The organism is Photobacterium sp., assembly GCF_057456235.1.
Genome location: NZ_JBVCPH010000002.1, coordinates 337,062 through 356,260 on the forward strand (window position 1 = coordinate 337,062; position 19,199 = coordinate 356,260).

General features: G+C 44.1%; 16 protein-coding genes. 9 read left to right on the forward strand and 7 right to left on the reverse strand.

Annotated features, from left to right (window positions below):
* The first annotated feature begins 112 nt into the window (after positions 1-112).
* From phhA to AC2204_RS04165, 5 genes are all read left to right on the forward strand, one after another.
* A complete protein-coding gene (phhA, locus tag AC2204_RS04145; protein WP_318924292.1) occupies positions 113-925 on the forward strand; it encodes a phenylalanine 4-monooxygenase in 813 nt (270 codons plus the stop codon).
* Complete coding sequence (locus AC2204_RS04150; RefSeq protein WP_318924220.1) at positions 918-1,268, forward strand: 4a-hydroxytetrahydrobiopterin dehydratase; 351 nt, start codon at positions 918-920, stop codon at positions 1,266-1,268. Before phhA ends, AC2204_RS04150 begins: the two co-directional genes overlap by 8 nt.
* A gap of 286 nt (positions 1,269-1,554) precedes the next feature.
* Positions 1,555-2,907 carry a paraquat-inducible protein A gene (locus AC2204_RS04155; RefSeq protein WP_318924221.1) on the forward strand — a complete coding sequence of 451 codons (1,353 nt, stop codon included), beginning with the start codon at positions 1,555-1,557 and terminating at the stop codon, positions 2,905-2,907.
* A 37-nt stretch (positions 2,908-2,944) separates the two neighbouring features.
* On the forward strand, positions 2,945-4,591 hold the full coding sequence (gene pqiB, locus AC2204_RS04160; protein ID WP_318924222.1) for an intermembrane transport protein PqiB: 1,647 nt from the start codon (positions 2,945-2,947) through the stop codon (positions 4,589-4,591).
* A complete protein-coding gene (locus AC2204_RS04165; protein WP_318924223.1) occupies positions 4,591-5,190 on the forward strand; it encodes a PqiC family protein in 600 nt (199 codons plus the stop codon). The genes pqiB and AC2204_RS04165 overlap by 1 nt, the downstream gene beginning before the upstream one ends.
* A gap of 8 nt (positions 5,191-5,198) precedes the next feature.
* Here AC2204_RS04165 and AC2204_RS04170 read toward each other — a convergent pair whose 3' ends face one another.
* Positions 5,199-5,414 (reverse strand): acetyltransferase, encoded by a 216-nt coding sequence (locus AC2204_RS04170; protein ID WP_318924224.1) that lies wholly within the window; start codon positions 5,412-5,414, stop codon positions 5,199-5,201.
* A gap of 254 nt (positions 5,415-5,668) precedes the next feature.
* On the opposite strand from AC2204_RS04170, the gene AC2204_RS04175 reads away from it, so the two are divergent.
* Positions 5,669-6,574, forward strand: coding sequence for an ROK family protein (locus tag AC2204_RS04175; protein WP_318924225.1), 906 nt, complete (start codon positions 5,669-5,671; stop codon positions 6,572-6,574).
* A gap of 72 nt (positions 6,575-6,646) precedes the next feature.
* On the opposite strand, the gene AC2204_RS04180 is transcribed toward AC2204_RS04175, so the two are convergent.
* Entirely contained in the window at positions 6,647-7,693 is a 1,047-nt protein-coding gene (locus tag AC2204_RS04180; protein ID WP_318924226.1) for a hypothetical protein, read from the reverse strand.
* A 4-nt stretch (positions 7,694-7,697) separates the two neighbouring features.
* Entirely contained in the window at positions 7,698-8,180 is a 483-nt protein-coding gene (locus tag AC2204_RS04185) for a hypothetical protein (protein WP_318924227.1), read from the reverse strand.
* A gap of 248 nt (positions 8,181-8,428) precedes the next feature.
* Here AC2204_RS04185 and AC2204_RS04190 point away from each other — a divergent pair, with 248 nt between their 5' ends.
* On the forward strand, positions 8,429-11,023 hold the full coding sequence (locus AC2204_RS04190; protein WP_318924228.1) for a hybrid sensor histidine kinase/response regulator: 2,595 nt from the start codon (positions 8,429-8,431) through the stop codon (positions 11,021-11,023).
* 746 nt (positions 11,024-11,769) lie between these two features.
* On the opposite strand, the gene AC2204_RS04195 is transcribed toward AC2204_RS04190, so the two are convergent.
* The 4 genes from AC2204_RS04195 to AC2204_RS04210 all read right to left on the reverse strand — a co-directional run bounded on the left by AC2204_RS04195 (position 11,770) and on the right by AC2204_RS04210 (position 17,523).
* Positions 11,770-12,930 (reverse strand): MFS transporter, encoded by a 1,161-nt coding sequence (locus AC2204_RS04195; RefSeq protein WP_318924229.1) that lies wholly within the window; start codon positions 12,928-12,930, stop codon positions 11,770-11,772.
* Between the two features lie 503 nt (positions 12,931-13,433).
* Entirely contained in the window at positions 13,434-14,762 is a 1,329-nt protein-coding gene (locus AC2204_RS04200; RefSeq protein ID WP_318924230.1) for a serine hydrolase domain-containing protein, read from the reverse strand.
* Positions 14,763-15,152: 390 nt separating this feature from the next.
* Positions 15,153-16,106: a ribosome biogenesis GTPase YlqF gene (gene ylqF / locus AC2204_RS04205; RefSeq protein WP_318924231.1), complete on the reverse strand. Its 954-nt coding sequence runs from the start codon at positions 16,104-16,106 to the stop codon at positions 15,153-15,155.
* A gap of 427 nt (positions 16,107-16,533) precedes the next feature.
* Positions 16,534-17,523, reverse strand: a complete 990-nt coding sequence (locus tag AC2204_RS04210) for an ElyC/SanA/YdcF family protein (RefSeq protein ID WP_318924232.1) — start codon at positions 17,521-17,523, stop codon at positions 16,534-16,536.
* A 257-nt stretch (positions 17,524-17,780) separates the two neighbouring features.
* On the opposite strand from AC2204_RS04210, the gene AC2204_RS04215 reads away from it, so the two are divergent.
* Complete coding sequence (locus AC2204_RS04215) at positions 17,781-18,716, forward strand: SPFH domain-containing protein (RefSeq protein WP_318924233.1); 936 nt, start codon at positions 17,781-17,783, stop codon at positions 18,714-18,716.
* On the forward strand, positions 18,713-19,183 hold the full coding sequence (locus AC2204_RS04220) for an NfeD family protein (protein ID WP_318924234.1): 471 nt from the start codon (positions 18,713-18,715) through the stop codon (positions 19,181-19,183). The genes AC2204_RS04215 and AC2204_RS04220 overlap by 4 nt, the downstream gene beginning before the upstream one ends.
* Positions 19,184-19,199 lie beyond the last annotated feature (16 nt).

Sequence of the window (19,199 nt, forward strand, 5' to 3'; positions counted from 1 at the left end):
GTGGCGATTCTCATTCAGCGGTTCCGGTTGCTCCCTTAAAGCACCTAACCTTAACAGATGAACTCGCATCGCAGATACGGTAGCCGGTTGGTATTTCCAAGGTTGGTGGATGATGGGAAAAGCGGCAAAGTATGTATCGAAGAAACCAGATGAGAATGGGTATATTGACTGGAGTCATGAAGAAAACCAGATCTGGCATGACTTAATTATTCGTCAGCTCAACTGTATTGATGGCCGGGCTTGTGATGAATATATTGCCGGGCTGGAACTGTTGAACCTGCCAACCGAACGCGTGCCGCAACTCGACGAAATCAACCAGGTTCTGGGCAATACCACGGGGTGGCAATGTGTAAAAGTACCGGCGTTGATCAACTTTGATCGCTTTTTCGGCATGCTTTCCAATAAGCAGTTCCCGGTCGCGACATTCCTGCGTCACCGTGATGAGTTTGACTATTTGCAAGAGCCTGATTTTTTTCATGAAGTCTTTGGACATTGTGCCATGTTAACGAATCCTGCGTTTGCTGAATTTACCCACACTTATGGTCGTTTAGGCTACGAGGCGAGTAAAGAAGATCGGGTATACCTGGCTCGCCTGTATTGGTTTACCGTTGAATTTGGTTTGCTAAGTGTTAACGAGCAGCGAAAAATTTATGGCGGCGGCATTTTGTCCTCTCCGGGCGAAACGGAGTATGCGATGACGGGCACGACTGCGATTTATAAACCGTTTGAACCTGTTGATGTGATGCGCACGCCATATCGCATTGACATCATGCAGCCGATTTACTTTGTGCTTGATAATATCAACCAACTTTATGAGCTGGCGCAGCAAGACATAATGGCGATGGTGCAAGAGGCCAAGGCGCTGGGGCTGCATACGCCGTTATTTCAACCACAAAACAGGGAGAGCATGGGAGACTATGTCTGATTTACATCAATTGAAATGCGAAGCTTGCCATAGCGACGCCGAAAAAGTGACTGATCAGGAATTGACCGAACTGTCACAAGGGATCCCGCTCTGGAACGTGGTAGAGCGACAGGGCATTATGCAGTTAGAGCGTCATTTTACATTCAAGAACTTTAAACTGGCATGGGCGTTCAGTAATCAAGTGGCTGAATTAGCGGAGAAGGAATTTCATCACCCGTCCATTACCCTGGAGTGGGGTAAAGTCACCGTGATCTGGTGGAGTCATTCGGTGAAGGGACTACATAAAAATGACTTCATCTGTGCGGCAAAAACCGATATGTTATTTGAAGGCAGTGCTGCTTGAAGACTAAGCTATATGAAGACCAAGCCATTTGAAAACCAAGCTATAACATAATACTTCATCATTTAAGCCTTCCAAATTGGAAGGTTCTTTTCTCTCACATATAAGCTGATTACCGTTTTATAACCTATCAGCAGATAAAATCATGATCCCACCCTCGGCGGTTTGTCATCCCGTTATTATCCGCATATCCTCTTGTATTTTCAGGTTTTATATTACCTGTTCACTGATGGTGTTCGAAAACTCTCCTATACTGAGTTGATAAGTGTTAACTGGATCCTACCCGTATATGACGGAACACAGCACACCTGAACCGATGATAGCCTGTGAAGAGTGTGGATTAGTCATCGCGCTGCCGACATTATCTGATGGGCAAAAAGCGGCCTGTCCGCGTTGCCATCATACCCTGATCAAGCAGATCAGCCTGCCATTCCAGCGTCCTTTCGCTTATGGTTTTGCGTGTTTAATTATGCTGGTGCTGAGTGTCAGCTTTCCTTTTATGTCATTCAGTGTACAAGGGATCACCCAGGAAATAACCTTGCTGCATGCTGCCAAAATGCTTCAGTATTTTGAAAATAGCCTGTTGGCGATGCTGCTGTTATTAACGGTCGTGGTATTGCCCGGAAGTTATATTACCGCCGTACTGTATTTGTACCGCCAGGCATCGAGGCACCAGTATCGCAAGAGTTCCAGTCAGCATATGCGTATTCTTAAACGAGTGTATCGGGGAACTTTTCGAATCGAACCCTGGATCATGGTTGATGTGTTTCTGATCGGAGTACTGGTCAGTCTGATCAAGATTGCCTCGCTGGCTGATGTCGGCCTCGGTATGTCGTTCTGGGCGTTTTGTGTGTATGCCATGCTGGTCGTGAAATGTGTTTCGATGGTTGACCGAACTTGGCTATGGCAACAGTTTGTTCCGATACAAACGTTAGAAGGCGTGAAGCTTGGTGATACGCACATGTCGGATAACCATGTGAGCTGCCACACTTGCTCACAATTGAATCCACTGCCTGCAACCTCGGATGCGAAATGCAGCCGCTGTGGCAGCCTGTTACATCGCTACAATCCCAATCAGAGTCTGCAACGGGCATGGGCGTTGCTGATAGCTTCAGCGGTGTTCTATATTCCGGCTAATTTATATCCGATTATGTATACCGTCAGCCTCGGTAATAGTGAAGGTTCGACGATTCTGGGAGGGGTTGTTCTGTTGTGGCAGTTTGGATCCTATCCTATTGCGATGGTCATTTTTCTGGCCAGTGTGGTGATCCCGCTCGCCAAAATGTTTTCTTTGGCCTGGCTATATATCAGTGCACAGCGTATTCGCGACAGATCGACCACGCAAGTTATTCAGCGGTTACGCTTATATCGCATGACAGAGCTGATAGGCCGCTGGTCGATGATTGATGTTTTTGTGGTTGCGATTTTGGTTGCTCTGGTGCAGTTACATAATTTAATGGCGGTTCTTCCCGGGCCTGCCGCGCTGTCTTTTGCTGCGGTTGTGGTTTTTACCATGCTATCCGCGATGACATTTGATCCCCGTGCATTTTGGACCTTATCGGACATTCAGCAAGATGAGCGCGATCAAGATATAACCATTACATCCCCACCGAAGAGGGGCGTTTCAAACCATGGCGCTTAGTTGAAAATAACTACTAACTTTAATGGGATGCCTGACTATGAGTGATAACAAGCCCGCGAAGGCTGAAGTCGAAAACCTGAGACAGATATCAACAATATGGCTGGTGCCGGTTATTGCCGTGGTGATAGGGATTTGGATGCTGGTTCAGTATGTCAGCAGTAAAGGGCCAATAGTGACCTTGCAACTGAATACAGCGGAAGGGATTGAAGTGGGTAAAACCGAAATTAAATCGCTGAATGTCAAAGTCGGGGTGATCACCGATGTGAAATTGAGCGACGACTACACCTATATCATTGCCGAAGCTCAGATGAATAAAGATGCTGAGCGCATGCTGAAAGCAGATACCCGCTTTTGGGTGGTGAAACCGCGTATTGGTAAAGAAGGTATTTCTGGGCTCGATACGCTGCTGTCGGGTTCTTACATCGAATTGCAGCCCGGGGTTGATAAAGAGGAACAGCTGAAATTTACCGTACTGGAAACGCCACCTGTCGGCCCTGCAGATGCGAAGGGGCTGCGTTTGGTACTGACTCACGATGAAGCCGGAAAGCTGGGCGTGGGTGATCCGGTATTGTATGAAGGTTTTACCGTCGGTCGGGTTGAGACGGTGAGTTTTGATACTAAGACCAAGAAAGCAAACTATCAGTTATTTATTTTCCAGCCTTATGACAGTTTGATCCGCTCTCGCACCAAGTTCTGGTTGAGCTCAGGTATCGATCTTAAGATGTCGGCGGATGGACTTAACTTGACGATTGGTTCTATAGAGTCACTGATCACCGGAGGAGTAAGCTTCCGGGTACCGGAAGGCTCCGAAGAAGGAAAGCTGATCACTAAACAGATGAGCAAGTTTAAGCTGTATAACGATCTGAAATCAGTACGTGAACGGGTGTTCGACGAGTATCTAGAGTTTGTCATGATGTTTGATGAATCGGTACGAGGCTTGAACGAAGGCGCTCCGGTTGAATACCGAGGAATTCGTATTGGTACCGTGAAGAAAGTACCGCTGCGTTTGGCAACCAGGGAAAAAGGTTTTTCGAATAAGCAGATCCCCGTATTGGTGCGCATCGAACTTGGTCGTGTTAACGATCATTTAAGCTATAAAACGTCACTGGAATTAAAAACCAGCCTGGTTAGCGAATTCAAGCTGGGTCTGCGGGCAACATTGAAAACCGGTAGTTTTCTGACAGGGGCTTTGTTCATTGATACTGAGGTGTATCCGGAAGAGAAAATGCCCGACATTGTCAAATATGATGAGTATGACCTATTTCCGACTCGTGCTGGTGGCTTTGCCGAAATTCAGAAGCAAGTCAGTAGTTTACTGATCAAGTTTAATGACCTGCCCGTTGATGAGACATTAACGTCACTGACCCGGAGTTTAAATGCGTCACAGAAAAGTTTATTGGCGGCAGAAAAGGTGGCTAATCAGTTAAATACATTGTTAGCACAGAAAGAGACACAAGCAATTCCGGGTGAAATCCTTGAGAGTCTGCAACAGATCCAATCGATACTAAATGGATTTGGCCCGGATGCAGTGCCTTATCGCAACCTCGAAGAGGCATTATTGCGTTTTGAACAAGTGATGACTGAACTGCAGCCGGTATTAAGGCAGCTTAATGAAAAACCCAATTCTTTAATCTTTAGCAGTGAAAAAGCCAAAGATCCGATTCCTGCCGGGGGGCACCAATAATGCGAAAGTGGTTATTACTATCGGCCTTAGCGCTAACAGCGTGTAGCAGTCAGCCAGATGTGGTGAGCAACACCTATCTTCTTCCTGCCAGCGGGCAGGCTGCGATAATTCAGGCGGATACTCAACAACCAATGTTGGTGGTACGCCCGGTCGAAATGGCGGAACATTTAGCAGGTACGGGGTTGGTTTATCAGCTGAGTGAGACCGAGATCGTACGGGCTCAGCAAAACCTGTGGGCTGAAAGTATCAGTGAGCAGTTAACACGTCGTATTAATGATGATCTTCGCCAGAAACAGACAACATACTGGCCAATAGAGCTGACACCGGCACTGGCTACCGCGGGCTTGCCAAGATTGCAGGTGAAAATCAATCAGTTTAATGGCCATTTCTCAGGTATGGCGCATATTAGTGGTGAGTGGTTAGTCGTCGATGGTAAAGGTGATCTGCAAGGAGTGTTTCCGTTTAAGTTTCAGGTGCCGCTGGAACAAGAGGGTTATAATGCTCAGGTGAAAGCCTTGTCGGTAGGGGTGTCTCAGTTAACCTCGCAGATTGCCCGACGATTGGCAACGATGCCGGTTAAAGCACCGTTGAAGTTGTAATTAGGTATTTATTTTTGTTTGAACCGGTAATAACCGTTAATCCAGCATTCAGGCAGTTCTTCACCAGAGGGAAAAGCCAGATTCTGTTTGTCAATGGCCACTGGCTCCGCCAGATCTTCCCCTGATTGATACTGCACATTTACCTGCTGTGAAAACGGGTTTATCAATGCGCCCATATCAATCACATCGACCAGATCACCGGTGCGTGTCTCTTTTAGAAACATAATGCGACTCTCCTTAAGTATTGGGTCTGTTGCTATGAGTATAAGTATGGTCGATTTTTATCATTCGGTAATTGAACATTTCAATCTGTCAGCAACGGCGATTTCTAAGAGGGTTGCTGATCCGCTCACTATTTGGGTAATTTGCTAGGTGGCTAACTGAATTAATTTGCGTAATGCTATTATCATATCCAACTCATTTTTAAGATGATTTGGATATGTCAGGCAGACATGAAATTTAGCCGAGGGAGTAGGCCATGAGCCAGTATTATTGGGGCGTCGATCTTGGCGGTACCAAGATTGAGTGCGCAGTGATGTCACGAAAAGATAACCGTTGTGTCGTACGTAAACGTGTTTTGACACAAAGTGATAAGGGTTATGTACACACCTTACAGCGGATTAAATTATTAATTGATCAGTGCGTCGAAGTGGTAGGAGAATATCCTGATGCCATTGGTTTTGGCACGCCGGGGGCTCTCGATCCCCAAACGGGTGTGATGAAAAACTGCAACTCGACGGCGCTCAACGGCCAGGCGCTTGATAAAGATTTAGAAGAGGTGCTTGGCATAAAAGTCGTATTAGCCAATGATGCAAATTGTTTCGCATTGGCAGAAACACATTTAGGCGTCGTGAAGCGTTTAAAACCAGAAGCTGAAGTGGTCTTTGGTATCATTATGGGAACCGGTGTTGGCTCGGGTCTGGTTGTCAATGGCAGATTGATTAATGGCTTACATGGCATTGCCGGTGAATGGGGACACAATGTACTTGAGCCAAATGGTGCGCCTTGTTATTGCGGTAAAAACGGTTGCCTTGAAACGGTTATTTCAGGAAAAGGCCTTGAAGCCCACTACAACAACCTGGCGAAGAAGGCTCTATCGCTACCTGAAATAGTCAAGCAAGCCGCTCGAGCTGACAGCTATGCTCAACATACCTTGACGCGTCTGATTGAAAAGTTCGGTCTGGCTGTCGCTCAGGTGATCAATATTATTGATCCTGACGTCATTATTGTGGGTGGCGGGGTGGGAAATATTGGCGCACTTTACCAGCATGCGCCTAAAGCGATTGAACGGCATTTATTCAACCCCAGACTAGAAACGCTGATTGTGAAACCTGACTTAGGTGACAGCGCAGGGGTATTTGGAGCCGCGATGCTGGTGAAATAGCCGTGCACCATTCTTATCTTCGTCTGGTGATCTGCCCAGGCGACGATCGGGAATCAACGGGCACTACCCACTTCAAAATACAAAGTTCAGCATCAGCGTGTAAAGTTGTACATCCTTGCTTTCATTGTTAAGAGTTGGCGATGTAATAAATTGCCCCATAGAGCCGCTGTTGTAATCTTCCTGGCCCATAAATATGTTTTGCCATTCGGCATTAATTGAAACGGAGTTGGTGAGATCAAGGCGAAGGCCTGCGGTGAGGTTGTTAGACTTTCTGCGGTGATGGCTTTCGCCGTAGACTAAGTATGGCGTGAACTGATCGAAATGGTAAGCACTGCTGAAATACCAGCTTGTCTGCAAATTATCGGTTTCCAGCTCTGACATAAACAGCCATTGCTTGAAAGAATATTCTGCACCTAATGTATACATGTTCAACCTGTCGTAGGTTGGTTCTGGCAGCATATTAAAGTCGGCGTACATGTACCCTGCATGTACCCGGAAATTAAAGCCATTGACGTCGAATGAGATGCCCGTTACTCGTTCCGCATCAAACAGGAGCTCATCATTGCCGAGCTCAGTTTTGTATTTTTTTGAAGAACCATAATACGGGCTAATAGTCAGAATAGCTTCGTCTGAGAGGGCATAGTCCCAATGAAGGGATAATCCGTCGTAAAAGGTAAAACCGAGAATACTGTCATAAACTTCTTGGGGAGGACGGGCCCAGGTATAAGCCTGACCAACGTAGTAATACTCAGAGGCAAGGAACAGCGGCAACCTTAACCGGCCACCTTTGAAAGACCAGTTATTGTCGTTATAGGCAAGATACGCCCATTCAATTTCAGGATCAGACCAGTCATCTTGCGGGCGTTTCACGACTTGTATCGACGTATTAAACGTATCAGTAATGACCAGATCAGCCTGTAAACCGAAGATAGTGTCACAGTCATAACACGTTTTGTCCGTGATCTCACGATGAACAAACAGCGGGGTTTTATTATCAGACTGGGTGATCGAAGCTGAACCAAAGCCGCTGACTGAAAAGTTATCGGTAATTTTTATTGCGGCATGAGAATGTAATGGAGCGATCGCAATGAAAAGTAATAAAGAAAATGATTTTTTCATAACCTTACTCTCCCTGTAAGATTGTGATAAGGATATTCGCATTATCTGGTACTGATTCGATCGGCGCATAAGCTATGCCATTAGGATTATTATTAAGCCACTCGATAATGTCTTTAATATCATCGCCATTGAGTTCTTCCGGTGGTGTACCTTTACCTGAAAAGGAGAGGCTAGCCCAATAGCCATTCATCTGGGGTATGGACTTTCCAAGTAACATGTCATAAAACTCTTCTCGGTGAATAGAGCTTTCGGGCAGATCAACCAGAACAATTTTAATGTTGCTGTTTAAATTTTTAGTTCTTCCTTTATATAGCATTCTAGCTTTACTTTTACTGAGTGCCGGAAAGGTACTGTTTAGGGAAAATACGGAAAAACCGGCTTCTTTTTCTTTGTTTTTAGCAGCAAATGTGGGAAAGCAGAGAAATGTGATTAATAATCCTAACAACATGTTGGCCTGAATGTGTCGAACATGAAATTCACTATCCATTAATTCTTTTCCATTCACCCTTAATTAGTCCTAATATAGATAATAGTAGGCATAAATGTAACTACAAATAGACAGGCGTGTGGCAATAAATAAATGTGATTTGGGTTCAAGTTCAAGGAGATGAGATGAGCCTGTTGAATAAAATATCGATAAAAAAAAGGGTACGGCTTCTGGTAATATTTCCCTTGCTATTCACCTGTGTATTTGCAGGTTTAGAGATCAATAATCTGTATCATGAGGTACAGGATTTGAATACATTAAATGCTCGTATTGAGTTATTGACAGAACAATCTAAAATTTCATCGGCGATACATGCCTTAAAAACAGAGCGATTACAGGGTGAGGATAGCACTCTGGCTGAAAAACAAGTTTCAGCGTCGATCGATAATGTTTCACATTTACTCTCTGGGGCCTTTAATGGCGATCTTTTGGCAGAAATGTCACAGGTAATGGCTGAGATGGGAAAAGCGAGCGAAGAGGTTAAGGTACTCGCTAAAGAAGACTTAAATGATTGGTCACTTTGGGTGGATGACTTAATTTATCAGTCTTTAATCAATTTTGAAAAAGAGATCATACACACTGGAAATACTGATATTGAGCAGAATGTAAGTGTTTTATACCAACTGCAGTGGCTGTTGTTCTGGGCACAAGAAGAAAATTGGTATGTTCATCAATTTCTAGCCAAAAATAACATAGACTATAAAGCATCCTTGTCGGCAGTCATCGAACGTCAGCAGTTATATATTGATCGATTTATTTCAATTAACGCGCAACCTGAACAAATTGAATTATTGCTTAAAACGTTTTCCCACCCGGCATTCGCAAGCAGCTATAAACTTCGAGAAGGTATCTTAACGGGTGAGATTAAAAGCAGTGAGATCAGGAAGGGGCTGACCGCATTTAATCAACGATTTAAACTGATCCAGTTTGTGGTGTATAAAGTTAATCGACAGTTAGTTGATGAAATCCAGACATCAATGAATAATGCTAAGTTGCTGATGGGCATTTTTTTGGTAGTGATTGTTCTGTCACTGGCGCTGATGAGTTATCTAGGGGCTAATCTTTCTCGGCGTATAATCAATTACTTACAGCAGGTAATTCGGACAATGTCTCAGATTGAAGAGACTCGTGATTACTCGTTGAGAATCGTTCAAGACGGTAACGATGAATTCACGCTGTTTAGTAACAAGTTAAACAAGCTGATCGAAGAACGTGCGATTAACGAAACTAAGATCATAAAGGCCAAAGAAGAGGCAGAAAAGGCGAACCTCGCAAAAAGTTCATTCCTTGCCAATATGTCGCATGAGATCCGGACTCCCCTCAATGGCATCGTCGGTATGTCAGCTATCCTGGCTGATACCGATTTAAATCCATCACAGTCGGAATATTTGCGCACAATAGAAACCTCATCGCAGACACTATTTATGTTGATTAACGATATTTTAGATCTGTCTAAAATTGAATCAGGTAAATTAGTGCTGACGCCATATGAGTCAGATATTTATGAGGTCGCTTATGACACCATGGCGGTCGTATTGGCTAGAGCGTCTGAAAAAGGCCTCGATCTGCAACTCAATCTCGATCCAAGGCTACCTCAATTTATCATCATTGATGAGCACCGCTTGCGTCAGGTGTTAATGAACCTGATATCTAATGCGGTTAAATTCACTCAAAATGGGACCGTTGTTTTATCCATTAATTGTGATTCAATCAATGAGCATAAAGCGACACTACTATTTTCAGTTCAGGATTCAGGCATAGGTATCGCCAAAAATAAACAACATCAGATCTTTGAACCATTTACTCAAGAAGATGGCTCTATCACTCGACAGTTTGGCGGTACAGGATTAGGGCTGGCGATTTGTTGTCAGCTGGTTGAGCTCATGGGAGGAAGTATCGGTTTGGATTCAGAGAAAGGGAAAGGCAGCCATTTTTTCTTTTCTCTTGAGGTCGATATACAACAAGTGGAGCCTAAGACTGTTCCTGAGTTTACAGATATAAGATGCTTGCTATTGTGTAATAAGGCACCCTTTGCAATGCAGTTAGCTGATGAGTGTAAGAAATACGGCTTGGATGTCTCTTTGTTCACCTCGCCTCCGGAGCTCGCCCTACCGATGATGGGGCAATATGATTTGCTGCTGTATTGCCAACGTACGATGGAGCAAACCACACAATATATTGAACGACTGCGGGCAAATTCCTTAAGCCCTGTTTTGGTTATATGCGGTAGTCACAGAGATGGACAATATGATTATGGTAACGCCATTAATGGCGTCGTGACGTTGCCAATACTGGGTGAACGCTTTGTGAAAGTGATCAGTGACTCATTATGTTTGGAAAAACATAAAAGGGAGTCTTTGCACCGTCACCTTTTAACACAAACTGATACCTTGGTGACTGACTCTGATAATAACCATCTTGGTTTAGTGGCAACAGATACCACCACTGCTGAAAGAGTGAATAAAGCCCTTATTTTGATTGTTGAAGATAACCGGATTAACCAGAGAGTGGCTTCCATTTTACTTGAAAAATCGGGTTATGCAGTTGACGTCGCGGAAAATGGAAAAGAGGCTGTTGATGCCGTAATGAAGGGCACCCGCTATAAAGCCATTCTGATGGATTGCATGATGCCCGTTATGGACGGCTTCACTGCGACACAAGAAATCCGGCGCTGGGAAACTGTGAATCAGATTGATCGGTTGCCGATTATCGCCTTGACAGCCAGTGTACTTGATGAAGATGTTAAGAAATGTTTTGAAGTCGGAATGGATGACTATATTGCAAAGCCATTTAAGAAAGAACACTTATTAGAGAAGTTAGAGACCTTGATGGAATTGGTATAAAAATAAAATATCCCCGTGGGCGCATAGTGATTCTATTTGAAGTTAGCTAATGTGGTGAAAAGTGGCGTTGAGGTAAAAATAGCCAGAAAATCGGTCCGGTAGTCTGGGTCATAATAACGATTTTTAATCGGCCTCGGGGAGAAAGCCAGCCTGGCATTCTTCTTCTTGTGCGAGATCTCTTACAAATCTGTGCGAGATGATATTAAAATCGTTAATATCAATTCTTTTTGGGTGAATAAAATGCTTTTATTATCAATATGATAGTTTTTGTTTTTATGTTTTTATCAAATATTCAGGTAAAAGTGTGAACTCAGTTCATTGATTAGAATTATAAAACAAGTAGTCTGTTTATGTCAGATGGAACTGACGGAACGGAACAGGAAAAAGCCAGGGACATTGGCAGCCTCAGGATGAGGGCGGTGAATCAGGATGATTTATCGGACATGGACTGTGAAGGGATAATCGGAAGGAAACGATATAGTAAGCAGGATGACTTACTAGTCAGGACGACAAAAACGGACCACTTCAGGATGAAGTCAGGGACACCTCCAGGACGGAGAGGAGAGTCGGAACAGGATGATTCGACGGATCAAGGTAAGATCAAGGACATCTCTGGGATAGAGAATAAAGGACTGAGCTGAAGGAATCGGCGATATCATGGAATGATGCAGGGAGCACCATAGTAGCGGGATTGCTGCAAGTAAGACCTAAGGGCGCGACGAAAGTCGCGCCCGCTCTTTTTGTAACTAGTTAGCCAGAATTTGAGGCTTACGTTTAATACATGCAAACAGCATATATATTGCCGTGCTTAACAGCACAATGAAGAAAAAGTCCATTAGTCCATTTTTTTCAATCATGAATCGATTCGCAATCATCGGGCCCGACGCTGAGCCTACGCTGTAGCTAAAAAGCATTATTTGTGTCGCTGAGACGATAAAGGAAGAATCAAGATCGTCACAAGCCAAAGTTATTGCAATTGGGTACAGCGCAAAAGCAGACATCCCCAGTAAGGCCAATGCGAGCATTAATACAAAATAATCATTATTCAGATATATTAGCCCCATCGCAAATACACCGACTAAGCACATCATCGCTAATAGTAGTGTCTTACTCATACGATGAGCTAATGCACTGATGATAGGTTGAATTACCATACCACCAAGAATGATTGCCGCCATTAAAAGACCAATTTTTTCATCACTAATGCCGCTTTGACGTAATCCTAAAGGCATTAATCCATAAATGCTGCCCATGACGATACCAGAGGTGGCACAACCGATAACGGCTGGCTTACTTAAGCGTGTAATCTGCTTCAAGGTCAGGTTACGGTGCGATTCACAAACGGGCTGACCTTGCTTAATCAATAATGGCGGTAAGATCGCGATTAAGATCAGGGTTAAGATTACGATAAAAGGTCCGAAGCCACTAATCCCAAATAAACCGATACCAAACTGACCTAGCGTTGTGCCGCCGTATAGCGCCGTCATATAAAAGCCAAGTCGTTTCGCGCGCTCTTTTTTATCGTCGCCAATCAGCAGCCATGATTCAACAACGACAAAGATACCGGCTACTGCCATCCCCGCAACAAGCCGGGCGAATAGCCACACTTCTTTGTGTGGAAATAGCGGCATTATTGCAACCGTTAATGCTAATGATGCAAGAAAACCAATAAAAGCGAAACGGTGACCAATCTTATAGATCACCGGTTCAATCATCATCGAGCCAATAAGAAGACCGACATAGAAAATACTGGCTAACCAACTGGCATAACTTGTATCTATCTTGAATTCTCCCATCGCGAGTGGGATAAAACTCATTAAATAGCCAGATGCAATGGCAAAAATAGTCAGCCCGGCAACAGGTACAAAGATACCTCCGCCTTTGCGACAAGTAGTGGTATTAGTCACTACCGCGGTCTCCAATATCAGTAAGGTTTTTCGAATAACTGCAGTAGAAAAAAGCAGCATATGATTGTTCAGGAAGAGGAATATGAACTTAAAAATTACGATCGTAAAATGAGAAAAACTTATCCGAATGATAACTTTTATTTGTATTACATAAGTGGACTATTTTACATTTAGAACAAGATGAATTATGACTGCCGATTATGAGCAATAAGGTTAATTAAGTTATTGTTATTAAATGAACATGACGAGAAAATCAGTGATTTCACAACATTCATTTCATCGCTAATGTTTAGTGTTATAAATGAATGTTTTTCTGACTAATTGGTGAGTTAGCCGAAAATTATTTAATATGGGGTTATTATCGCTCGGAGTTCTCGAGCTAGCTATGTTGCGGGGGGAGTGAGGCAATTTCAGAAGTGCTATCTGGCAAACAACCACCATCAAATAATGTAACAACAATCGATTTCGCTGTTTGGTAGGGACACGGTTCAAGATCGCCAGGATCATTCAATACGCTGGAAGCGGGAAAGATAGCGACCATCACGAGAGAAAATGATAATTTCGCGGGTTGTATCATTGTCATTTCGGTTGATACGAATTCGATTATCTATCCCTTTTGCCATGAGACTGTTTTTGTTTTGTATCACGAGTGGAATATTGAATTGATTCACTTTTGCCATTAGTAGCCCATCCGTGTATCTGACTTGTAAAGGTACGCCATATTTGTCCCGATAATTTCCAATCACATCAATATCATTTTGCCACATAGCCAAGTTGGTTTTTTGAGGTATCACTTTGTTGATTGGATTTTTCCCGTCTAAGATCCTGATAAGATCAAATGTCAGTAAATCAATATTGGTATTGCTGAAATTACTCAGTGCAACAACGGTTAGTCCTTGTTTGGGCTCATGGACTAATACGGTCTTAAAGCCATCGATAGCACCGTTATGCTCATAGTAATTGACCCCACCGATCTCTCTCGCAAATATGCCATATTGGTTGTCAAACATTAGCTGTACTAACTCAGGCGATATGATGTGACCACGGGTAAGGGCTCGGCTCCAAATATACAAATCCCTACTGGTGGAAATCAGCTCGCCAGCTGACCACGCACAACCTGCTGGTGTAATGTAGGCATTAACGATCCCTGACAGTTCATAAGATTTTGCTAATTGGAACGATAACGTAAGTTTCATCGAACTGTCTTTCATTCCAAGCGGGCGAAGTAATTCTTGCGTAATGTAATCGTTGTAACTGACACCTGTAACCTGCTCTATGATCCCACCTAATAAGTGATAACCCGCATTACTGTAGTTATACATGAGTACTGGTGGATAGGTTTTTGACGTCGTTGTGATGCGCTTGAGCAAGTGCGTTGAGTGACATGAGGTATTTTCTTCACGCCAGGATGTGTCTCTGCCAAGCCCTGATGTGTGGTTAAGAAGCATGGCTATGGTGATCTTATTACCGTTTTTTAATTTTGGGAAATAACGGGAGATCTGCTCATCAATAGACAGCTTTTGTTGTTCGTGAAGGCGAAGAATCGCAACGGCTGTCAGTTGCTTGGTAATAGAACCGACTTTGAATAAGTTGTTTTTTGAGATATTGCGTTGAGACTGAACATCGGCAAAACCGACAGAGTGTTCAAAAACAATGTCATTGCCTTTTGCAATCAATATATTGCCGCTAAAACGGCCATATTTATTTTGGTGGGTAAGGTAATCGGCTAAAATTTGACTTGTATCATCAGTAAATGGCTGCGCATTGAGTAATGATGGGGTTAATTGGCTTAGTCCAATAAGGGCCCAAAGCATGCCGTGAAGTAATTTCATTATTTCCTCTAAGATACGCTTAATAGTGGCCGACTATCTTGGTGAAGAAGCAATATATCACTATCGATATTCCATCAGAGCAGAATAAGGTCAATCTACTAAAATATTCATTTATAGTGTGAGCTGCTTTCTGGAAAAAAATATTGGTCATCGTGCTATTACATAAAAATGCATGCTTGGCCGAAAATTTAATCTCTGTTTACCGGTGGAATATGAATTGATTTTTAGTCAGAAAAATTTCGTTTGAACACGGTAATAATTAGTATTGTCAAAATACATTTTGAGCGCGTTTTTAGTAAGGCCAATACAAAAAGCCGTTCAGCTATTGTTTATGATAATAGCTGAACGGCTTTGGTTATTTTTTGATGCTAAGTTGATAACTGATATAGCCTAGCGTTTGTTCTTTAAGTAGCGTTTTCTGCGCTCTTCTTTCTTTTTAATTTGCTGTTCTTTCTTAAGCTCGGCTTCAATGGCCACATTGACCAGCTCTTCGGTGATCATCTCAGGGCGTTCCATGGTGATCTTGCCCAAAGTACCGTTACGCAGTTCGTTGATCAGAATTTCTGATGCTTTGTGTAAATCGATACGGCCACCGGGACGTAGACAACCCCGCTTGCGGCCAATTTCTTCCATCAGCTCGATATCAGTTTCAGGTAATTCATCATCAAGGTCGTAACGGGCTTTGATTAAGTCCGGGTAAGCGGCAGCCAAATATTCAATTGTGAAAAAAGCGACATCCATGTAGTCCATGGCAGTATCTTTAACGGCACCTGTTGCCGCCAGACGGAAACCACTGTGTGGGTTCTCAACTTTAGGCCATAAGATCCCAGGCGTATCAGACAGCACGATGCCGTTTTGTAGGTTAATACGCTGCTGTTGGCGAGTTACCGCTGGTTGGTTACCCGTTACAGCAACGGAACGACCAGCCAAAGTATTAATGATGGTCGATTTACCGACATTCGGAATACCCATGATCATGGTGCGAATATTTTTGCCCATTTCTTCACGACCAGGGGCTAGCTTACGGCAAAGCTCGGTGATTTTGTTGACTTCGTTGATATTTTCTGTGGTGATGGCAATCGCTTTGACACCTTGTTCTTTTTCAAGGTGTTCAATCCACATCTGGGTCATTTCGGGATCGGCCAGATCTCGCTTGTTCAGCACTTTAACGACAGGCTTGGCGTTTTTTTCTCGGAAAGTTTTGATCAGCGGGTTTTCACTACTGAAAGGAATACGCGCATCAAGTACCTCAATGATGACATCGATCTTTGGTAGTACTTCTTCGATTTCTTTTCGAGCCTTGTGCATGTGGCCCGGGAACCACTGGATTGTCTGACTACTCATTTGATCTATAACTCTTTTTTATTTCCGCTGTGCTATGTGGGGTACAAAATGGGGTACTAAAAACACAAGCTAACAGAATGGGGTATGTAACCGGTGACGGCGTAAGACTTGTTACGCTTGCTGTGTCATGCATGTTGTCACCAGTGCTTATTTGTTTGTGGATGTTGCAACTTGGCGTGAAGTTTAACGCACTGAGACTGAGACATAAATGACTTTAATATTAGGCCATATCATGCTGCTTGTCAGAGTATCTCCGAACGGAGATGCTCTGATGCGATTTCACCCAACTTTTCGGTATATTAAATGCCATTTCATGTTCAGATTGTCGGGGATGGCAGCGTTCTGCCTCGATAGGCAGTCAATGCCAATCCGCCCAGCCCGAATTGTACAATTGCCAGCGTTACCTCCATTTTCTGGGGGTTGTAATTTAAAGCTGAATGAGCGGAGAGCAGTTGAAGGCGGGCAGGCCAAAGCAGCGCAGGGCGTCAATATAGCAATCACGCTTCACTTTACCTTCCGGGTATGTGAAAGAGAGCAGGCCGTCTTCGACTGCGCAATGGGTAAAATGGATTGTGCTATGCCTTTCTCGCCATTGCAGCGTGTCGAACAATACCTGTGATCGATGAACATGAATGGACGCACTGACCAGCGTTGCGCGATGGATATGGTGACGTTCCAGTAGTGCTAAGCTGAACCGGGCATTGTCTATGGTATTGGTGGCCTGATCTTCTTCAATGACACGGTTCCCTGAGACCCCGTGATCTACCAGCCAGGCTTTCATGGCCTGTGACTCAGTTATTCCCGCTTTTTCTAGTCCGCCGGTGACTATGATGACACTGTGTGGGTATCGCTTTGAGAGATCTACAGTGAGGCTCAGTCGTTGCAATAGCTGGGGAGCTATTGAGCCATCATCATTTAGCTTGAACCCTAATGTGATGATGGCATGGTTGAAATGCTCATCTTCAGCGGGGAACTCACTTTCTCGCAACTCACCATGCCAATAGTGAACAGGCGTCGACACAATGCCTTCAATTTTACTCAATAAGCATGCTACCTTATCAGCTAAGGGCTTATCCGCCGTAACGAGCTGTTCGAGGTACTGCCGGGACTCGGGAAAATTGCCTTGGTAGTAGTGCCATACCGTCAGGTAAACCAGGGCCGATTTTTTATCGGATGTTGATGTTGCCGACGAAAGGGCTTGTTGGTAGGAGTGCAATGCGAGCTCTATGTTACCGCGAAAGGTTTGCATATTCGCCAAGGTGATCTGTAAGTCTTGTCGCTTCGGCGCTAGGGCGATTGCTTGCGTTAAATAATATTCTACGGCTTCAAGGTTACTGACATCACGTCCTTGCTGCGGGTAACAGTCTCGATTTGGGTAGTTAAAAGCAGTCAGAGCGTTATGCAATAGTTGGATCATCAGTAAATACCTCTGTCTGTTTGATAATTAGGACGCTGGCGAGTAAAAATTAAATTTCCCTCATACACGGAACGGGTTCTGCTGAGTGTGATTCTCTAGACCTAGTGAACCTTGCCTGTTATATTCAAATTACTCTAATTCATTGATCTGACCTAACAAATCCAGCGATAGCACAAACCAATTATTCAATATCGGCATATAAATCGGTATCCTGACGACTCTTTTGCTCTTTTCGGTTTTAGTCTAGGAGAAACGAAATGCCATACGATACGCTAATCACACTCGGTGTGCTTATAGTTGTTGCTATTGTCTTTATTGCGTCAGGTGTCAAAACTGTTCCTCAGGGAAGTCATTGGACAGTAGAGCGCTTTGGCCGATATACCAAAACCATCCACCCTGGTTTAAATCTGATTGTGCCGTTTTTTGATCGGATCGGAAACAAGATTAGTGTGATGGAGCGAGTACTCGATATTCCTGCCCAAGAAGTGATTTCTCGTGATAATGCGAGTGTGACCATTGATGCTGTCTGTTTTATTCAAGTCATTGATGCGGCAAAAGCAGCCTATGAAGTGAATGATCTCGAACATGCCATTCGTAATCTGACCTTAACAAATATGCGTACAGTATTGGGCTCGATGGAACTGGATGAAATGTTGTCGCAACGAGATACCATTAATACCCGATTATTAGCAATTGTTGATCAGGCGACTAATTCTTGGGGCGTTAAAGTCACTCGAATTGAGATCCGAGATGTTCAACCACCGGCGGATCTTATTGCGGCGATGAATGCGCAAATGAAGGCGGAACGTAACAAGCGTGCCGATATTTTGGAAGCGGAAGGGGTTCGTCAGGGCGAAATTCTTCGGGCTGAAGGCCATAAGCAGTCTGAAATTTTACGAGCCGAAGGCGACAAGCAGGCGGTAATTCTTCAGGCGGAAGCCCGCGAGCGAGCAGCCGAAGCGGAAGCAAGGGCAACGACAATGGTTTCTGAAGCGATAGCCCAAGGTGATGTTAGAGCTATAAACTACTTTATCGCACAGGGTTATACCGACGCATTGAAATCTATTGGTCAGTCTGAAAATGGCAAAGTTATTATGTTGCCACTTGAAGCGACGGGTTTAATGGGATCTGTGGCGGGAATTGCTGAACTGCTGAGTTCCAAATCAGAACCATCGAAAGGGACAAAAGCATGATTGAATTGCTTGAACAGATGAATGGCTGGCATTGGCTGGCTTTCGGTTTAGCATTGCTGGCATTTGAGCTTTTAGGAACTGCTGGTTATTTGCTCTGGCTGGGTATATCAGCTGTTCTGGTTGGGTTAATTATGTCATTTATGCCACTGAGCTGGTCAGTTCAATGGCTGACATTTGTGGTGTTTTCTCTTTTTACTACCTGGTTATGGTGGCGCTATCAACACCGTCAGGATCGTGCCGAGGATAAACACCGGACATTGAACAGGCGTACCGAGCAACTGGTTGGTCAGATCTGTATACTGGACCAGCCGGTCCCAGTCGGCCCGGGCCGGATGAAGCTGGGAGATACCACCTGGGCAGTTCGATCGGATGTTGAGATTGATGCCGGTACGCTGGTCGAAGTGATTGCCGTTGACGGCATTACTTTAGTGATAAGGCCAAAACTGAAGGGCAGTTCTCAGCCATAGGTAAATACAACTGCTG